Consider the following 19974-nt stretch of genomic DNA (forward strand, 5'->3'; position numbering starts at 1 on the left):
CGCCTTCGCCCGCGGTCCGGTCAGTCCACCGCCTCGGCGGCGCGCAGCCACTCCTCCACGATCCGGGCCGTCCGCGCCGAGTCCTCCCGGATCATCGACAGGTGGTCCGCCTCCACCAGGCGGACGTCCGCGCCCGGGACCAGCGGCTCCGGCTGCTCCGGCTGCTCCGGCTGCTGGGTGGGCGGGAGCGGCGCGCCCTCGGCACGCTCGCCGCCCTCGCCGCCCTCGCCGAAGAGCGGCCGGCCGCAGCGGACCAGCAGGACCGGGGCGGTCGTGTGCTGCACGTCCAGCTGGTTCAGCAGGACCATCCAGCGCCCCATCGCCGACAGCCTGGAGTTGGTCAGCCGGACCGGAGAGGCGTCCGCCTGGGTGAAGTTGAGGCGCATCATGCCGGAGTAGTCGACGCCCTCGTCCGCGGTGTGCCGGAAGCTCAGGGTGTCCAGCAGGACCACGGCCGCCGGCCTGATCCCCCAGGTGTTCTCCAGCAGCCCGGCGGCCGCGTAGGCGAAGGAACCGCCGGAGGAGTGGCCGACCAGGACGAAGGGGTGCCCCTCGCTGGCCCGCAGCGCGCTCTCGGCGATCACCCGCACCGCGACCTCCGGCGCGGCCGGCAGCCGCTCCCCGGTGGCGAAGCCGACCAGCGGCAGGGCGGCCACGTCCCGTTCGCCGCGGAAGTGCGCGGCGAACCTGGCGTACTGGTGGATGCCCGCGTTGGCCGTGGGCGCGCTGACGCAGATCAGGCGCGGCTTTCGCGGGCCCTCGGCCAGCGTGGCCGCCCAGGGCAGGTCCTCCAGTTCGGCGGTCGCCTCGAAGGTCGGGCGCAGGGCCGCCACGGTCGCCAGCATCCGCTGGGCCTCGCCGATCTTCCCCACCGCCAGGGCCTCCATGAACAGCCGCTCCAGCGAGTCGATCTCCTGCCCGCCGGCGGGCAGCCCGACGACCGCGGCTCCCGCCGTCTCCGGGCCCGGCTGCGCGGACAGTTCGCTGCGCAGCCAGGCCGCGAGGTCACCGGGGGTACGGCTGTCGAAGACGACCGTCGCCGGCAGCCGCAGCCCGGTGACCGCGGCCAGCCGATTGCGCAGCTCCACCGCCGTCAGGGAGTCGAAGCCCAGCTCGTAGAAGTCGCGGTCCGCCTCGACGGTGCTGGGCGAGGCATGGCCCAGCACGGCGGCGATCTCGGCCCGGACGGTCTCGACCAGGAAGCGCACCCGGTCCGGCTCCCCCAGCTCCCCCAGCTGCCGGGTGAAGCCGGCCGCCGCGGCCGCGCCGCCCGAGGCGCCGGCGGCGGTGCGGCGGGCGCTGCGGACCAGCCCGCGGAAGAGCGGGGGCACCTCGCCCTGCGGCCGCATGCCGCCGGCGGCCAGCCCGAGCGGGACGACCAGCGGTTCGCTGCGGCCGGTCGCCGCCTCGAACAGGGCCAGCCCCTGCTCGACCGAGAGCGGCGGCATCCCGCCGGACTGCATGCGGCGCATGTCGGTGTCGGTCAGCTCGCTGGTCATACCGGCGTCCTGGACCCACGGACCCCAGGCGATCGACGTCCCGGCCAGCCCCAGCGACCGCCGGTGGTCGGCGAGGGTGTCCAGGAAGGAGTTGGCCGCGGCGTAGTTCGCCTGGCCGGGGCTGCCCATCACACCCGCGACGGAGGAGAAGGTGAGGAAGGCGGCGAGGTCGAGCTCACGGGTGAGCTCGTGCAGGTGCCAGGCTGCGTCCACCTTCGGCCGCAGCACGGCCGACAGGCGCTCGGGCGTCAGGGCGGTGACGATGCCGTCGTCGAGCACACCGGCGGTGTGGATCACCGCGGTCAAGGGGTGCTCGGCCGGGACGGCGGCCAGCAGCGCGGCCGCCGCCGCCCGGTCCGCCGTGTCGCAGGCCGCGATCGTCACCTGCGCGCCCAGCGCGCGCAGTTCGGTCGCCAGCTCGGCCGCGCCGGGCGCCTGCGCACCGCGCCGGCTGGTGAGCAGCAGGTGCCGCAGACCGGAGCCGGCCAGCCGGCGTGCCAGGTGGCGGCCGAGCGCACCGGTGCCACCGGTGATCAGGACGGTGCCGTCCCGCTCCCAGTCCGCCGGCCGGCCGCCGGTGGTGTCGGCGTCGGTGCTCAGCGCGGCCAGTCGCCCGACCCGCAGCACGCCCTCGCGGACCGCGAACTGGGCCTCGCCGTCGGCCAGCGGTCCGGCCAGGCCCGCCAGCGCCGCGCCGACGTCCTCGTCCTTCTCGACGTCGAGCAGGACGAACCGGTCGGGGTGCTCGGCGTGTGCCGAGCGGACCAGGCCCCAGGCGGACCCGCCGGCCAGGTCCCGCAGCTCCTCGCCGTCGGCGGCGCGGATCGCGTTGCGGGTCACGAACACCAGCCGCGAGCGGGCGAACCTCGGCTGCGCCAGCCAGTCCTGGACCAGCCCCAGGACCCGCGCCGTCAGCGCGTGGACCGCTGCCGGCACGTCGTCGCCGTCCGGCGCCGGCAGGGCGGCCACCAGCAGGTCCGGGACGGCCGCCGCCCGGGCGGCGGCCAACTCGGCCAGCGAGCCGACCGACGCGCCCAGCCCGAACTCGTCGAGGCCCAGCGCCGCCGACCGCAGCGCACCGGCGCCGGGGTGCTGCGCGACCTCGGGCCACTCCACCGTGAACAGCGGCTGCCGGCCGCTCTTCGGTCCGGCCGCCGTGGACGCCGCCTCCGGCGCCCGCAGGGTCAGCGACCGCACCGAGAGCACCGGTGCGCCCTCGCTGTCGATCGCCGTGACGGAGACCGCGTCCTCGCCGAGCCGGGTCAGCCGCAGGCGCACCGCGGCGGCGCCGCCCGCCTCCAGCGACACGTCGTGCCAGGCGTGCGGCAGCGGGATCCGCTCCTCCTCGCCCAGGCCGAGCAGCGCGGCGGCCTGCAGCGCCGCGCCGAGCAGCGCCGGGTGCATACCGAAGTAGCGTGCGTCCTCCGCGAGTTCGGCGGGCAGCTCGGCCTCGACGAACGCCTCCTCGCCGCGCAGCCAGGCGGCCCGCAGGCCGTGGAAGGCGGGCCCGTGGCCGGTGGCCGCGTGGAAGCCGGCCAGGTCGAGCTCGACCGCGCCGGCGGGCGGCCAGATCACCCCGTCGAGGTCGGCGGTCCACTCCTGCGCGCCGGTGGCCAGCGTCCCGGTGGCGCAGCGCGTCCACGGCTCGTCCGGGGCGGCCTCCGCCGGGCGGGCGAAGCAGCTGACGCTGCGCAGCCCCGACGCGTCGGCCGCGCCCACCCAGACCTGGAGCACCGGCTCGTCGTCCTCGGACAGCGGCAGCGGCGCGGTCAGGGTCAAGTCCACCACCCGCTCGCAGCCGACCTGGTCCCCGGCCCGGACGGCCAGCTCCAGGAAGCCGGTCGCGGGGAAGAACGCCTGCCCGTCGACCGTGTGGTCGAGCAGCCAGGGGTGCACGCGCGGCGACAGGCGGCTGGTGAAGAGCACGCCGTCGGAGTCGGCCAGCGGAACGGCGGCGCCGAGCAGCGGGTGCTCCGCCGGCACCAGTCCGACCGAGGTCACGTCACCCGACAGGGCGGCCGGGCGCGGCCAGTAGCGCTCGTGCTGGAAGGCGTAGGTGGGCAGGTCCACCCGGCGGGCGCCGGTGCCGTCGAAGACCCGCGCCCAGTCGACCGCCACGCCCGCGACGTGCAGCCGGGCCAGACCGGTGAGAAGCGCCGTCTCCTCGCCGCGGTCCTTGCGCAGCACCGGGGTGACCACATCGTCCTGGTCGAGGCTCTGCCCGGCCAGGCCGCTCAGCACCCCGTCGGGGCCGAGCTCCAGGAAGGCCGAGACCCCCTTGGCGCTCAACTCCCGGACACCGTCGGCGAAGCGCACGGTGTCGCGGACGTGCCGGACCCAGTACTCCGGCGTGCACAGCTGCTCGGCCGTGGCCGCCGCGCCGGTCACGTTGGAGATCAGCGGGATCCGTGGCGCGCGGTAGGAGAGGCCTTCGACGACCGTGCGGAACGCGTCCAGCATCGGGTCCATCAGCGGCGAGTGGAACGCGTGGCTGACCGACAGGCGACCGGTCCGGCGGCCCCGGGCCGCGAAGCCCTCGGCGATGCCCAGGACCTCGGCCTCGGCGCCGGACAGCACGACCGCGTTCGGGCCGTTGACCGCCGCGATCGACACGGACTCGCCCAGCAGGGGCAGGACTTCGGCCTCGGTGGCCTCGACGGCGACCATCGCCCCGCCGGCCGGCAGCGCCTGCATCAACCGGCCCCGGGCGGCCACCAGCGTGCAGGCGTCGGCCAGCGAGAACACGCCCGCCACGTGGGCGGCCGCGACCTCGCCGATCGAGTGCCCGGCCACGAACTCCGGCCGCACCCCCAGCGATTCGACCAGCCGGAACAACGCCACCTCGATCGCGAACAGCGCCGCCTGGGCGTGCACCGTCCGGTCCAGCACCTCCGCGTCCGACCCCCAGACCACCTCACGCACCGACCCGAAGCCCGGCTCCGCGCAGACCGCGTCGAAGGCCTCGGCGAACACCGGGAAGCGTCCGGACAACTCCCGCCCCATCCCCAGGCGTTGCGAACCCTGCCCGGAGAACAGCACCGCCAGCGAACGCTCCACGGCCGTGCCGCGCGCCACCTCGGTGCCGTCCAGCAGCACCGCCCGGTGCCCGAACCGCGTCCGGCCCGCCAGCGACAACCCGACGTCGAGCGGCTCCGCTTCGGCCGGCACCGACACCTGCTCCAGCTGCGCCGCCAGCGCCGGCTCCGACCGGCCCGAGACCACCCACGGCACCGCCCCGGGCCGCACCGCCGGCTCGGCGGCAGCCTCCTCGGGCGCGGGCGCCTGCTCGATGATCGTGTGCGCGTTGGTGCCGCTGATCCCGAAGGAGGACACGCCCGCCCGCCACGGCCGGCCCACCTCGGGCCAGGGCCTCGCCTCGGTCAGCAGGTCCACCGCACCGGCCGACCAGTCGACGTGCGAGGACGGCCGGTCGATGTGCAGGGACTTCGGCAGCACACCGTGCCGCATCGCCAGCACCGTCTTGATCACACCGGCGACACCCGCCGCCGCCTGGCTGTGCCCGATGTTCGACTTGAGCGAACCGAGCAGCAGCGGACGCTCCGGATCGCGGTCGCGCCCGTAGGTCGCCAGCAGCGCCTGCGCCTCGATCGGGTCCCCGAGCGAGGTGCCCGTCCCGTGCCCCTCCACCGCGTCCACCTCGGCGGCCGTCAGACCGGCGCTCGCCAGCGCCTGCCGGATCACCCGCTGCTGGGAGGGGCCGTTGGGGGCCGTGATGCCGTTGGAGGCGCCGTCCTGGTTCACCGCGCTGCCGCGCACCAGCGCCAGCACCTCGTGCCCGTTGCGCCGCGCGTCCGAGAGCCGCTCCAGGAGCAGCATGCCGACGCCCTCGGACCAGTTGGTGCCGTCCGCCGCGTCCGAGTAGGCCTTGCACCGGCCGTCCGAGGCCAGTCCGCTCTGCACCGTGAACCCGGCGAAGCTCACCGGTGTGGTCATCACCGTGACGCCGCCCGCCAGGGCGAGCGAGCACTCGCCGGCCCGCAGGGCCTGGGTGGCCCAGTGCAGGGCCACCAGCGAGGAGGAGCACGCCGTGTCGACGGTGACCGCCGGGCCCTCCAGGCCGAGGGTGTACGAGATGCGGCCGGAGAGCACGCTGGTGGCCAGACCGGTGCCGGCGTGGCCCCCGATGTCCTCGCGCGAGTTCATCATGAGCGTGGCGTAGTCCAGGCCGTTGGTGCCGACGAACACGCCGGTCCGGCTGCCCTGCAGGCGCTCCGGGTCGATGCCCGCGCGCTCGACGGCCTCCCAGGAGGTCTCCAGCAGCAGGCGCTGCTGCGGGTCCATCGCGAGCGCCTCGCGCGGCGAGATCCCGAAGAAGGCGGCGTCGAAGTCGGCGACGCCCCGCAGGAAGCCGCCTTCGAGGGTCGCGCTTCGGCCGCGCCCGTTCCGGTCGCCGACGAGCAGCGTCCGCAGGTCCCAGCCCCGGTCGTCCGGGAAGGCGGAGATCCCGTCCCGCCCCTCGGCGACCAGCCGCCACAGGTCCTCCGGCGAGGCGACCCCGCCCGGCAGGCGGCAGGCCATCCCGACGATCGCGATCGGGTCGTCGGTGACCGGGCCCGGCGCGGCCGGCGGCTGCCCGGCGGACCGGGTGTTGTCCCGGTCGTCGAGCAGCTCCGTCAGGAGGTGGGCGGCCAGCACGGCCGAGGTCGGGTGGTCGAAGACGGCGGTGGCCGACAGTCGCACACCGGTGGCCAGGTGCAGCCGGCCGGGCAGCTCGATCGCGGTCAGCGAGTCGAAGCCGAGGTCCCGGAACTTCCGGTCGGGCGCGACGGCCGCCTTGTCGGTGTGTCCGAGCACGGCCGCCACGTGCGTCCGCACCAGGTCCGTCAGCACCGCGAGCCGCTCGCTCCCGCCCAGCGGCCGCAGGCGTTGCCCGAGCTCCGAGGCGGCCGAGGCGAACTCCTGACGTGCCGCGTCCGCGTCGGCGATCGCCCGCCGGGCCGCCGGCAGGTCCTTCAGCAGCGGATTGCCGCGCAGGCCGACCAGCGTGTCGAGGATCTGCGGCTGGCGCAGGTCGAGCACCACCAGGGTGGCCGCCGGCCCGGTGACGGCCTGCCGCAGCGCGGCCAGGGCCAGCTCCGGGTGGATCACCGGCACGGTGGTGCGCCGGGCCGGTCCACCGTCCTGCTGCCCGGCCGCCTCCTCACCCATCCAGGCGCCCCAGGCCAGCGAGGTCGCAACCAGCCCTTCGGCCCGGCGCCGCTGGGCCAGCGCGTCGAGCACCGCGTTCGCGGCGGCGGCCGTCGCCCGCCCGGGGGTGCCGACCGCACCCGCCACCGAGGAGAAGAGGACGAACGCGGACAGCTCCCGATCGCGCGTCAGCTCGTCCAGGTTCAGCGCGGACGCCACCTTCGACCGGTACACCGCGGCGTACCGCTCGGGCGTCAGGTCGTCGAGCACCCCGTCGTCGACGAGCGCGGCCGCGTGCACCACCGCAGTCAGCGGAGCCTCGCCCGGCACCGCCCGCAGCACGGCCGCCAGCGCCTCGCGGTCGGCGGTGTCGCAGGCCGCGACGGTCACCTCGGCGCCCAGCAGGCGCAGTTCGGCGCCCAGCTGCTCGGCGCCCGGCGCCTGCGGGCCGCGCCGGCTCACCAGCAGCAGGTGTCCGGCGCCCGCGGCGGCCAGCCAACGCGCCACCCGCGCACCCCGGCCGCCGGTCCCGCCCGTGATCAGCACGGTGCCCCCGGCGGCCCCGGGGGTCCAGCCCGCATCAGGCGAGCCGGCCGGGGCGGGCACCAGCCGGCGGGCGTACACGGCGGCGGCCCGCACCGCGAGCTGGTCCTCGCCGTCGAGGCCCGCCAGCACACCGGCGAACCGCTGCGCCGTCCGCCGGTCGATCACGGACGGCAGGTCGATCAGGCCGCCCCACTGCTGCGGGTGCTCCAGCGCCGCGACCCGGCCGAGGCCCCACACGCCGGCCTGTGCCGGGGCCGACGGCGACTCGCCGCCGCCGACCGCCACCGCCCCGCGCGTCACGCACCACAGCGGCGCCGCGATCTCCGCGTCCCGCAGGGCCTGGAGCAGGAGCGCCGTCGGGACCACCGCGCCCGGTTCTCCGGCAGCGGTCGGCTCACCGGCAGCGGTCGGCTCACCGGCGGCGATCGGCTCACCGACAGCGGTCGGCTCCGCTGTCGCGAGCAGGGAGACGACGCCGGTGAACGGCACTCCGGCGGTGGGCAGTTCACGCAGCTGCGCGGCGAGCGCCAGACGGTCCGGCCCGGACCCAACGGTGTCGACCGTGAGGCAGAGCGCCTGCGGTCCGACCGCCTCGATCACCGCGGCCGTCCACTCCTCGTCGCAGCCCCGTGCCGGCGCGACGACCAGCCACCCGCCCGCCGGCCGACCGGCGGACGCCCCGGACAGCGGCTGCCAGGACTCGTGGAAGCGCAGGGCGTCCAACAACGACTGGTCACGACGGTGGCGCCGCCAGGAGGAGAGCGCGGGCAGCACGGCCCCGAGGGCCTCGGTGTCCACGTCGAGATCCGCCGCGAGCGTGTCCAGGGCCGCGCCGTCCATGGCCTCACCGTCCACGGCGGCCCAGAACCGCGCGTCGATCGGGTCCTCCTCGGCACCCGGCGCCCCGGAGACGACCGGGCGGGTGTCCGGCCAGTAGCGCTCGTGCTGGAAGGCGTAGGTCGGCAGGTCGACGCGGCGGGCGCCGGTGCCGTCGAAGACCCGGGCCCAGTCGACGGTCACGCCCGCGACGTGCAGCCGGGCCAGACCGGTGAGCAGCGCCGTCTCCTCGCCCCGGCCCTCGCGCAGCACCGGAGCCACCACGGCGTCCTGGTCCAGGCTCTGCCGGGCGAGCGCGGCCAGGACGCCGTCGGGGCCGAGTTCCAGGAACGCCGACGCGCCGTTCTCGCTCAACGCCCGTACCCCGTGGGCGAAGCGGACGGTCTCGCGGACGTGGCGCACCCAGTACTCCGGGGAGCAGATCGACTCGGCCGCCGCGATGTCGCCGGTCAGGTTGGACACCAGCGGGATCTCTGGCGCACCGAACGACAGGCCCTCGACCACCGCCCGGAACTCGGCCAGCATCGGGTCCATCAGCGGCGAGTGGAACGCGTGGCTCACCCGGAGCGGGGTGGTCTTGCGGCGCCGGCCGTCGAAGTGGGCGCGGACCGCCTCGACCGCTTCGCGAGCGCCGGAGACCACGACGGCGGACGGGCCGTTGATCGCTGCGATCGACACGGACTCGCCCAGCAGGGGCAGGACTTCGGCCTCGGTGGCCTCGACGGCGAGCATCGCCCCGCCAGCCGGCAGTGCCTGCATCAACCGGCCACGGGCGGCGACCAGCGTGCAGGCGTCGGCCAGTGAGAACACGCCCGCCACATGCGCGGCCGTGACCTCGCCGATCGAGTGCCCGGCCACGAAGTCGGGGCGCACACCCAGGGATTCGGCCAGCCGGAACAGCGCCACCTCGATCGCGAACAGCACCGCCTGGGCGTGCACCGTCCGGTCCAGCAGCTCAGGGTCCGGCCCCCAGACCACCTCACGCACCGACTCGAAGCCCGGCTCCGCGCAGACTGCGTCGAAGGCCGCCGCAAACGCCGGGAATCGTGCGTACAACTCCCGTCCCACCCCCAGGCGTTGGGAGCCCTGGCCGGAGAACAGCACCGCCAGCGACCGCTCGCCGCTTTCACCGCGTGCCACCTCGGTGCCGTCCAGCAGCACCGCCCGGTGCCCGAACCGCGTCCGCCCCGCCAGCGACACCCCCACATCGAGCGGCGACAGTTCGGCCAGTGCGGACACGCTCGCCAGCTGAGCACCCAGTGCCGCCTCGGACTTCCCCGAGACCACCCACGGCACCACACCCGGCGCCATCACCGGCCCTGCGGCAACATCCGGGGTCTCCGGCGCCTGCTCGACGATCACATGCGCGTTCGTCCCGCTGATCCCGAACGCCGACACCGCCGCACGCCGCAGACGGTCACTGTCCGGCCACGCCACCGGCTCGGTCAGCAACTCCACCGACCCCGCCGACCAGTCCACATGCGAGGACGGCGCGTCCACGTGCAGCGTCTTCGGCAGGACACCGTGCCGCATCGCCATGACCGTCTTGATCACACCCGCCACACCCGCCGCCGCCTGCGTGTGCCCGATGTTCGACTTCAACGACCCCAGCAGCAACGGCCGACCCGCCGGCCGATCCTGCCCGTACGTCGCCAGCAACGCCTGGGCCTCGATCGGGTCCCCGAGCGTGGTACCCGTCCCGTGGCCCTCGACCGCGTCCACCTCGCCGGCCGTCAGACCCGCGTTGGCGAGCGCCTGGCGGATCACACGCTGCTGCGACGGCCCGTTCGGCGCGGTCAGACCGTTCGACGCCCCGTCCTGGTTCACCGCACTGCCCCGCACCACCGCCAGGACCTCGTGCCCGTTGCGCCGGGCGTCCGACAGCCGCTCCAGCACCAGCACACCCACCCCCTCGGACCAGCCCGTGCCGTCCGCCGCCTCCGCGAACGCCTTGCACCGACCGTCCGACGCCAACCCACCCTGCCGGGTGAAGCCGGGGAAGCCCAGGGAGGAGGACATCACGGTGACGCCGCCGGCCAGGGCGAGCGAGCACTCACCGCTGCGCAGCGACTGAGCGGCGAGGTGCATCGCCACCAGGGAGGACGAGCACGCCGTGTCGACGGTGACCGCCGGGCCCTCCAGCCCGAAGGTGTACGAGACCCGGCCGGAGACCACGCTCGCGGCGAGACCCGTACTGGCATGACCCTCGATGTCCTCGCGCGAGTTCATCACCAGCATCAGGTAGTCCTGGCCGCCGGTGCCGACGAAGACACCGGTCCGGCTGCCCCGCAGGGTCAGCGGGTCGACACCGACCCGCTCGATCGCCTCCCACGAGGTCTCCAGCAGCAGGCGCTGTTGCGGGTCCATCGAGAGCGCCTCACGCGGCGAGATGCCGAAGAAGCCCGCGTCGAACTCGGCCACGCCGTGCAGGAAGCCGCCCTTGGCCGTGGCGCTGCGGCCGCGACCGTCCTGACCGCCGCTCTGCAGGAGATCCAGGTCCCAACCCCGGTCGGTGGGGAAGTCGGCTATCCCCTCCCGGCCGTCGAGGACCAGGTCCCAGAGCTCCTCCGGGGAGGCGATCCCACCCGGCAGGCGGCAGGCCATGCCCACGATCGCGACGGGGTCGCCCGAGGTCCCCGCGTCCAGGGCGGCGAGGGTGGTCACCTCGCCGTGCTCGTCGAGCAGTTCGGCGAGCAGGTGCGCGGCCAGGACGGTGGGGGTGGGGTGGTCGAAGACCAGGGTGGCCGGCAGGCGCAGCCCGGTGACCGAGGTCAGCCGGTTGCGCAGCTCCAGCGCGGTCAACGAGTCCAGGCCCAGGTCGTGGAAGTCCCGCTCGGCACCGATGGCCTGCGCGGAGGCGTGCCCCAGGACGGCAGCGGCCTCGGCCCGGACCAGGTCCACCAGGTGACGGACGCGCTCGCTCTCGCGCAGCGCCCACAGCCGACCGGCCAGGGCGACAGCCGTGCCGGCCCCGCCCGCCGTGGTGGCCGCCATCCGGCGCCCGCCCCGGACCAGGCCCCGGAACATGGTCGGCACCTCGCCCCGCAGACGCGGCGCGCCCGCCGTCGCCAGCGGGCCGAGCGGGACCAGGAACGCCTCGTCGGTCCGGGTGGCGGCGTCGAGGAGGGCCAGGCCCTGCGCCACGGACAGCGGCGGCACACCGGACGCGGTGATCCGCCGCAGGTCCGCCTCGGAGAGCGTCCCCGTCATACCGCCCGAGGGAGCCCAGGCGCCCCAGGCCAGTGACTGCGCCGCCAGGCCACGGGAACGGCGGTACCGGGAGAGCGAGTCCAGGAAGACGTTGCCCGCCGCGTAGTTCCCCTGGCCCGCGCTGCCCATCAGGCCCGAGATCGAGGAGAAGAGGACGAACGCCGACAGGTCCAGGTGCTCGGTCAACTCGTGCAGGTTCCAGGCCGCGTCCACCTTCGGGCGCAGGACCGCCGACAGCCGCTCCGGGGTCAGCGAGGTGACGACCCCGTCATCCAGCACACCCGCCGTGTGCACCACCGCCGACAGGTCGCGGACCTGCTCCAGCACCCCGGCCAATGCCCCACGGTCCGCCGCGTCACACGCGACGACCACCACCTCCGCCCCCAGACCGGTGAGCTCCGCCCTCAGCTCCGCCGCGCCCGGCGCCTCCGCGCCCCGCCGGCTCAACAGCACCAACCTGCGCACCCCGTGCTCCACCACCAAGTGCCGGGCCACCACCGCGCCCAGGCCACCCGTCCCACCCGTGACCAGAACCGTCCCCGCCCCGGGCCACACCGAGGACCCCGAACCCGCACTCTGGCGCGCCAGCCGACCCACCCGCACCACACCGGCCCGCACCACCACCTGCGACTCGTCCGCCGCCAACACCTCGCCGACCGGCAGCTCGGCACCCTCCTCCAGATCCACCAGCAGGAACCGGCCCGGATTCTCCGACTGCGCCGACCGCACCAGACCCCACACCGCACCCGCGGCCAGATCCCGCACCACCTCGCCACGATCCGCCGCTATGGCACCGCACGTCACGAACACCAGCCGCCCGGAATGCTCCGACGCGACCCACTCCTGCACCAACCCCAGCACCCACGAGGTGAGTTCATGCACCTCACCCGGGACGTCCGACCCCGCACCCGACACCGGAACCACCACCAACGCGGCGTCCTCCGGCACCTCCGCCAGGCACGACACCTCCACACCCAAGGTCACGCATCGGCCCGTCCCCGGCACCGAACGCGACACCGCCGGCACCCACTTCAGCCGCAACAACCCCTCCTGCCCCGCCGCCGACCCGGCCGACAGGGCACCCAACGCGAGCGAGTCCACCGACAGCACCGGCGCACCCTCGACATCCACCACCGCCAGCGAGACCACGTCCTCGCCGACCCGGGTCACCCGCGCCCGCACTCGCGACGCACCCGCCGCATGCAGCGACACACCACCCCACGCCACCGGCACCAACTCACCACCGACGACCCGCACCACCTCCGCCAGCAACAGCGGGTGGATCCCGTACTGCTGAGCGTCCCGGGCCACCACGTCCGACAAAGCCGCCTCGACGAAGGTGTCCTCACCCCTCCGCCACACCGACAGTTCCTCGCCCGACGACACGGCCACCGCGCCACGCGGCGGCCACACCGACCCGTCGAAGTCCGCGACCCGCTCCCCCACCACCAGCACACCCGAGGCGTGCTCGGTCCACGGCCCCTCCACGACCTCCTCAGCACGCGAGAAGAAGCCCACCGTGCGCGCACCCGAATCGTCCGGTGCGCCCAACCACACCTGGACCGCCACCGCGCCGTCCTCCGGCAGGACCAGCGGCGCCGCGATCGTGAGCTCCTCGACCCGGTCGCAGCCCAGGAAGTCACCGGCCCGGAGCGCCAGTTCCAGGAAGCCGGTGGCCGGAAAGTCCACCAGCCCGTCCACCGTGTGTTCGGCAAGCCACGGGTGTGCCCTCGGCGACAGCCGGCCGGTGAACAGCATGCCCTCGGAGTTCGCCAGAGCGACGGTCGCGCCGAGCAGCGGGTGCTCCGCGGGCATCAGCCCGGCCCCGGTCAGGTCGCCCAGGTGCGTGGCGGGCCTCGGCCAGTACTTCTCGTGCTGGAAGGCGTAGGTCGGCAGGTCGACCCGGCGGGCGCCGGTCCCATCGAACACCCGCGCCCAGTCGACGGCCACGCCCGCGACGTGCAGCCGGGCCAGACCGGTCAGCAGCGCCGTCTCCTCCCCACGGTCCTTGCGCAGTGCCGGTACGGAGACGATCTCCTCGTCCACCACCGACTGCGCCAGCCCCGCCAACACCCCGTCGGGGCCGAGCTCCAGGAACGCCGACACGCCGTTCTCGCTCAACGCCCTTACCCCGTCGGCGAAGCGGACGGTCTCGCGGACGTGCCGGACCCAGTACTCCGGCGAGCAGACCAGCTCCGCCGTCGCGATGTCGCCGGTCACGTTCGACACCAGTGGGATCTGCGGCGCACCGAACGACAGGCCCTCGACGACCGTGCGGAACTCGGCCAGCATCGGGTCCATCAGCGGCGAGTGGAACGCGTGGCTCACCCGGAGCCTGGTGGTCTTCCGCCCCCGTGCGGCGAGCTCCTCGGCAATCTGAAGCACCGCCGCCTCGGCACCGGCCAGGACTACCGCGTCCGGGCCGTTGACCGCCGCGATCGACACGGACTCGTTCAGCAGGGGCAGGACTTCAGCCTCGGTCGCCTCGACAGCGAGCATCGCGCCACCGGCCGGTAGTGCCTGCATCAACCGGCCACGCGCTGCCACCAGCGCGCAGGCGTCAGCCAGCGAGAACACCCCGGCCACATGCGCGGCCGTGACCTCGCCGATCGAGTGCCCGGCCACGAAATCGGGGCGCACCCCCAGGGATTCGGCCAGTCGGAACAGCGCCACCTCGATCGCGAACAGCGCCGCCTGGGCGTGCACCGTCCGGTCCAGCGACGCCGCGTCCGTGCCCCAGACCACCTCACGCACCGACTCGAACCCCGGCTCCGCGCAGACCGCGTCGAAGGCCTCGGCGAACACCGGGAAGCGTGCGTACAACTCCCGCCCCATGCCCAGGCGTTGCGAACCCTGGCCGGAGAACAGCACCGCCAACGACCGCTCGCCGCTTTCACCGCGCGCCACCTCGGTGCCGCCCAGCAACACCGCCCGGTGCCCGAACCGCGTCCGCCCCGCCAGCGACAACCCAACGTCGAGCGGCGACAGTTCGGCCAGTGCGGACACGCTCGCCAGCTGAGCACCCAGCGCCGCCTCGGACTTGCCAGACACCACCCACGGCACCACACCCGGCGCCATCACGGGCTCTGCAGCAACATCCGGGGTCTCCGGCGCGTGCTCAACGATCACATGCGCGTTCGTCCCACTGATCCCGAACGCCGACACCGCCGCACGCCGCGGCCGCTCACCCTCCGGCCACGCCACCGGCTCGGTCAGCAACTCCACCGACCCCGCCGACCAGTCGACGTGCGAGGACGGCGCGTCCACGTGCAGCGTCCTCGGCAGGACACCGTGCCGCATCGCCATGACCGTCTTGATCACACCCGCCACACCGGCCGCCGCCTGCGTGTGCCCGATGTTCGACTTCAACGACCCCAGCAGCAACGGCCGACCCGCCGGCCGATCCTGCCCGTACGTCGCCAACAGCGCCTGCGCCTCGATCGGGTCACCCAGCGGCGTCCCGGTTCCGTGCCCCTCCACCACATCGACATCCGCCGCGGTCAGACCGGCGCTCACCAGCGCCTGGCGGATCACCCGCTGCTGCGACGGCCCGTTCGGCGCGGTCAGACCGTTCGAGGCCCCGTCCTGGTTCACCGCACTACCGCGCACCACCGCCAGGACCTCGTGCCCGTTGCGCCGGGCATCGGACAGCCGCTCCAGCACCAGCACACCCACGCCCTCGGACCAGCCCGTGCCGTCCGCCGCCTCCGCGAACGCCTTGCACCGACCGTCCGACGCCAACCCACCCTGCCGGCTGAAACCGGCGAAGCTCATCGGCGTGGAGAGCACCGTCACCCCGCCCGCCAGCGCCAGCGTGCACTCACCGGACCGCAGCGAGTGCGCGGCCAGGTGCAGCGCCACCAGGGAGGAGGAGCAGGCCGTGTCCAGGGTGACGGCCGGGCCCTCCAGGCCGAGTGCGTACGAGACCCGGCCCGACAGCACGCTCGCCGTGAGCCCGGTGGTGGCGTGCCCTTCGACGTCCTCGGCGGAGTTCATCACCACGCCGACGTAGTCCACCCCGGCGGTCCCGACGAAGACACCGGTCCGGCTGCCCCGCAGGGTCAGCGGGTCGACGCCGACCCGCTCGAACGCCTCCCACGAGGTCTCCAGCAGCAGCCGCTGCTGCGGGTCCATCGCCATCGCCTCGCGCGGCGAGATGCCGAAGAAGTCCGCGTCGAAGGCGCTGGCGTCGACGAAGCCGCCCTCCAGCGCCGCGCTGCTTCCGGTCCCGTCACCGGCAAGGGCCGCCAGGTCCCACCCGCGGTCCGCGGGGAACGGGGTGACCCCGTCACGCCCCTCGGCGAGCAGCTGCCAGAGGTCCTCCGGAGAGGCGATCCCGCCCGGCAGCCGGCACGCCATGCCCACGATGGCGATCGGCTCCTGCTTGCCCGACTCGGCCTCCAGCAACCGCTGGCGGGTCTGGTGCAGGTCCGCCGTGACCCACTTGAGGTAGTCAACGAGCTTGCTGTCGTTCGACATGGTGGAGAGGAACCTTCCTGTGGTGGTGCGGGCCGGATCAGCGGTCGCTCAGACGGCCGAGCTCGTTGTCGATGAAGGCGAGGACCTCGTCCGTGCTCGCGGACTCGATCCGGTCGGCGACACTGCTCGCCGAGGTGTCCAGCTCCTTGTCCTGCAAGGTCTCCAACATCCGGCGCAGTCGGACGGCGAGCGCGTCCTTGGTCGCCCCGTCGGGCTCACCGGCCGTCAGGGCGGCGCTCAGCCGGTCGAATTCCGTCAGCAGCGCGAACTCGTCGGCCGTGCCGTGCTCGTCGAGCAGTTCGGCGAGCAGGTGCTCGGCGAGGACGGTGGGGGTGGGGTGGTCGAAGACCAGGGTGGCGGGCAAGCGCAGTCCGGTGACCGAGGTCAGCCGGTTGCGCAGCTCGACGGCGGTCAGCGAGTCGAAGCCCAGGTCCCGGAACTCCCGGCCCGCGTCGACGGATTTCGCGCCGGCGTGCCCCAGCACGGCGGCCCCTTCGGTCCGGACCAGGTCGACCACGGTGCGCAGGCGCTCACCGTCGCGCTGGTCCCGCAGCCGGGCGGCGAGGGCGGCGGACGTCGCCGCCCCGCCCCCGCCACTGGCCGCGGTCCGCCGGGTGCCCCTGACCAGACCGCGCAGCAGAGCAGGGACCGTCCCCTGCACCCGTGTGGCGCCGGACGTCCGGCCGATCGGCACCAGGTGGGGTTCGTCGGTCCGGGTGGCGGCGTCGAGGAGGGCCAGGCCCTGCGCCACGGACAGCGGCGGCACACCCGAGGCCGTGATCCGCCGCAGGTCCGCGTCGGAGAGCGTCCCCGTCATACCGCTGGACTGTGCCCACGCACCCCAGGCCAGCGACTGCGCCGCCAGACCACGCGCGGCACGGAACTGCGCCAACACATCAAGGAACACGTTGCCCGCCGCATAGTTCCCCTGACCCGCGCTGCCCATCACCCCCGAGATCGACGAGAACAGCACGAACGCCGACAGATCCAGGCCCTCGGTCAACTCATGCAGGTTCCAAGCCGCGTCCACCTTCGGACGCAAGACCGCCGACAGCCGCTCCGGGGTCAGCGAGGTGACGACCCCGTCATCCAGCACACCCGCCGTGTGCACCACCGCCGACAGATCACCGACCTGCTCCAACACCCCGGCCAACGCCCCACGGTCCGCCGCGTCACACGCGACGACCACCACCTCCGCGCCCAGACCGGTGAGCTCCGCCCGCAACTCCACCGCGCCCGGCGCCTCCGCGCCCCGCCGGCTCAACAACACCAGCCTGCGCACCCCGTGCTCCACCACCAAGTGCCGGGCCACCACCGCGCCCAGGCCACCCGTCCCACCCGTGACCAGCACCGTCCCCGCCCCGACCCACACCGAGGACCCCGAACCCGCGCTCTGACGGACCAACCGACCCACCCGCACCACACCACCGCGCACGACGAACTGGGTTTCACCGGCGGCGAGCAGCGCGGCGAGGCCCGACAGCACACCGGCCGCCTCCGACTCCTGCTCGACGTCCAGGAGGACGAACCGGTCGGGGTTCTCCGACTGCGCCGACCGCACCAGACCCCACACCGCACCCGCGGCCAGATCCCGCACCACCTCACCCGCATCGGCCCGCACCGCACCACGCGTCACGAACACCAACCGCCCGGAACGCTCCGACGCGACCCACTCCTGCACCAACCCCAACACCCACGAGGTGAGTTCATGCACCTCACCCGGGACGTCCGACCCCGCACCCGACACCGGAACCACCACCAGCTCGGCGTCCTCCGGCACCTCCGCCAGGCACGACACCTCCACACCCAAGGTCACCGACCGCACCTCACCGGGATCGGCCGGACGCGACACCGCCGGCACCCAGTCCAGCCGCAACAGCCCGTCCCGGCCCCGGTCGGTGGCGGCGTCGGGCGAGGCTTCGGGTGCGGACAGCAGCAGGGAGTCCACCGACAGGACGGGAGCACCGTCGGCATCCGCCGCCAGCACGCCGATCGTGCCGGCACCGGCCTTCACCACGCGCAGCCGGAGCACGGACGCGCCGGTCGCGTGCAGCTCCGCCCCGGTCCACACGGCGGGCACCAGGCCCTCACCGTCGTCCACCCCGGCGAAGCCCGCGGCCTGCACGGCCGCCTCCAGCAGCGCCGGATGCAGACCGAAAGCCCCCGCATCGTCCGCCCGGCCGGGCAGGGCGGCCTCGACGAACACCTCCTCGCCGCGCTGCCACACCGCCCGCAGCGTTCGGAACGCGGGCCCGTACTCCGTCGACTCGTAGAAGCCCTCCAGGTCCACCGCGACGGCGTCCCTGGGCGGCCAGGTGGTCGCGTCGAAGCCCGGCACCGGCGACCCTTGCGCGCCGCTGGCCAGGGTGCCGGTGGCGTGGCACGTCCACGGAGCGTCCGGCATGCCGGCCGGGCGGGCGTAGCAGCGCAGCGGACGAAGGCCGGCCCCGTCGGCGGCTCCGACCGAGACCTGGACCACGGTGGCCCCCTGCTCGGGGAGCACCAGCGGTTCGGTGAGGGTCAGTTCCTCGACCCGGCCGCAGCCGACCTGGTCCCCGGCCCGGATCGCCAACTCCAGGAGGCCGGTGCCCGGGAGAACGGCAGCCACGCCGGTCCGGTGGTCGCCGAGCCAGGGCAGCGAGTCGGTCGACAGCCGGCCGGTCAGCAGCACAGTCCGATCATCGGCGACCTCGACCGCCGCCCCGAGCAACGGATGCTCGGTCGGCGTGAGACCCGCACCGCTCACATCGCCGGTCCGTGCGGCGGGAAGGGGCCAGTAGCGCTCGTGCTGGAAGGCGTAGGTCGGCAGGTCGACGCGGCGGGCGCCGGTGCCGTCGAAGAGCCGCGCCCAGTCGACCGCCACGCCCGCGACGTGCAGCCGGGCCAGACCGGTGAGCAGCGCCGTCTCCTCGCCGCGGTCCTTGCGCAGCACCGGGGCCGCCACCACCTGGTCTTGCTCCAGCGCCAGTTGCGCCAGTCCGGTCAACACCCCGTCGGGGCCGAGCTCCAGGAAGGCCGACGCGCCGTTCTCGCTCAACGCCCGTACCCCGTCGGCGAAGCGGACGGTCTCGCGGACGTGCCGGATCCAGTACTCCGGCGAGCAGACCAGATCCGCCGTCGCGATGTCGCCGGTCAGGTTGGACACCAGTGGGATCTGCGGCGCACCGAACGACAGGCCCTCGACGACCGCCCGGAACGCGGCCAGCATCGGGTCCATCAGCGGCGAGTGGAACGCGCGGCTGACCCGGAGCCGGGTGGTCTTGCGGCGCTGGCCGTCGAAGTGGGCGCGGACCGCCTCGACCGCTTCGCGAGCGCCGGAGACCACCACGGACGCGGGGCCGTTGACCGCCGCGATCGACACCGACTCGCCCAGCAGGGGCAGGACTTCGGCCTCGGTGGCCTCGATCGCGACCATCGCCCCGCCGGCCGGCAGCGCCTCCATCAGCCGGCCACGGGCGGCGACCAGCGTGCAGGCGTCCGCCAGCGAGAACACCCCCGCCACATGCGCGGCCGCCACCTCACCGATCGAGTGCCCGGCCACGAACTCCGGCCGTATACCCAGCGATTCGACCAGCCGGAACAGCGCCACCTCCACCGCGAACAGCGCCGCCTGAGCGTGCACCGTCCGATCGAGCGACGCCGCGTCCGACCCCCAGACCACCTCCCGCACCGACTCGAACCCCGGCTCCGCACACACCGCGTCGAAGGCCGCCGCAAACACCGGGAAGCGCGCATACAACTCCCGCCCCATCCCCAGCCTTTGCGAACCCTGACCCGAGAACAACACGGCCAACGAACGCTCCACGGCCGAACCCCGCGCCACCTCCGTGCCGTCCAGCAGCACCGCCCGGTGCCCGAACCGCGTCCGCCCCGCCAGCGACACCCCCACATCCAGCGGCGACAGTGCAGCCGGCGCCGAGAAGCTCGCCAGCTGAGCACCCAGCGCCGCCTCGGACTTCCCCGACACCACCCACGGCACCACACCCGGCGCCATCACGGGCTCCTCGGCAGCCACCTCCACCACCGGCGCCTGCTCGACGATCACATGCGCGTTCGTCCCGCTCAGCCCGAACGACGACACCCCGGCCCGCCAGGGCCGGTCCACCGCGGGCCACGGTGTCGGCTCGGTCAGCAGGTCCACCGACCCGGCTGCCCAGTCGACGTGCGAGGACGGCGCGTCCACGTGCAGCGTCCTCGGCAGGACACCGTGCCGCATCGCCATGACCATCTTGATCACGCCCGCCACACCCGCCGC

2 protein-coding genes are annotated in these 19974 nt (G+C 74.5%); both read right to left on the minus strand.

What is annotated here, in order from left to right:
- Positions 1 to 20: 20 nt before the first annotated feature.
- Positions 21 to 15719 (minus strand): type I polyketide synthase, encoded by a 15699-nt coding sequence (locus ACWDRR_RS40440; protein WP_449777302.1) that lies wholly within the window; start codon positions 15717 to 15719, stop codon positions 21 to 23.
- Between the two features lie 37 nt (positions 15720 to 15756).
- Positions 15757 to 19974: SDR family NAD(P)-dependent oxidoreductase (locus ACWDRR_RS40445; protein ID WP_449777303.1), on the minus strand; the 4218-nt coding region annotated here is incomplete at its 5' end.

The organism is Kitasatospora sp. NPDC003701 (genome assembly GCF_053587085.1).

Excerpts from the sequence above, each read along its gene's own strand:
- ACWDRR_RS40440 (WP_449777302.1), bottom strand. The coding sequence starts at position 15,719 with ATGTCGAACGACAGCAAGCTCGTTGACTACCTCAAGTGGGTCACGGCG.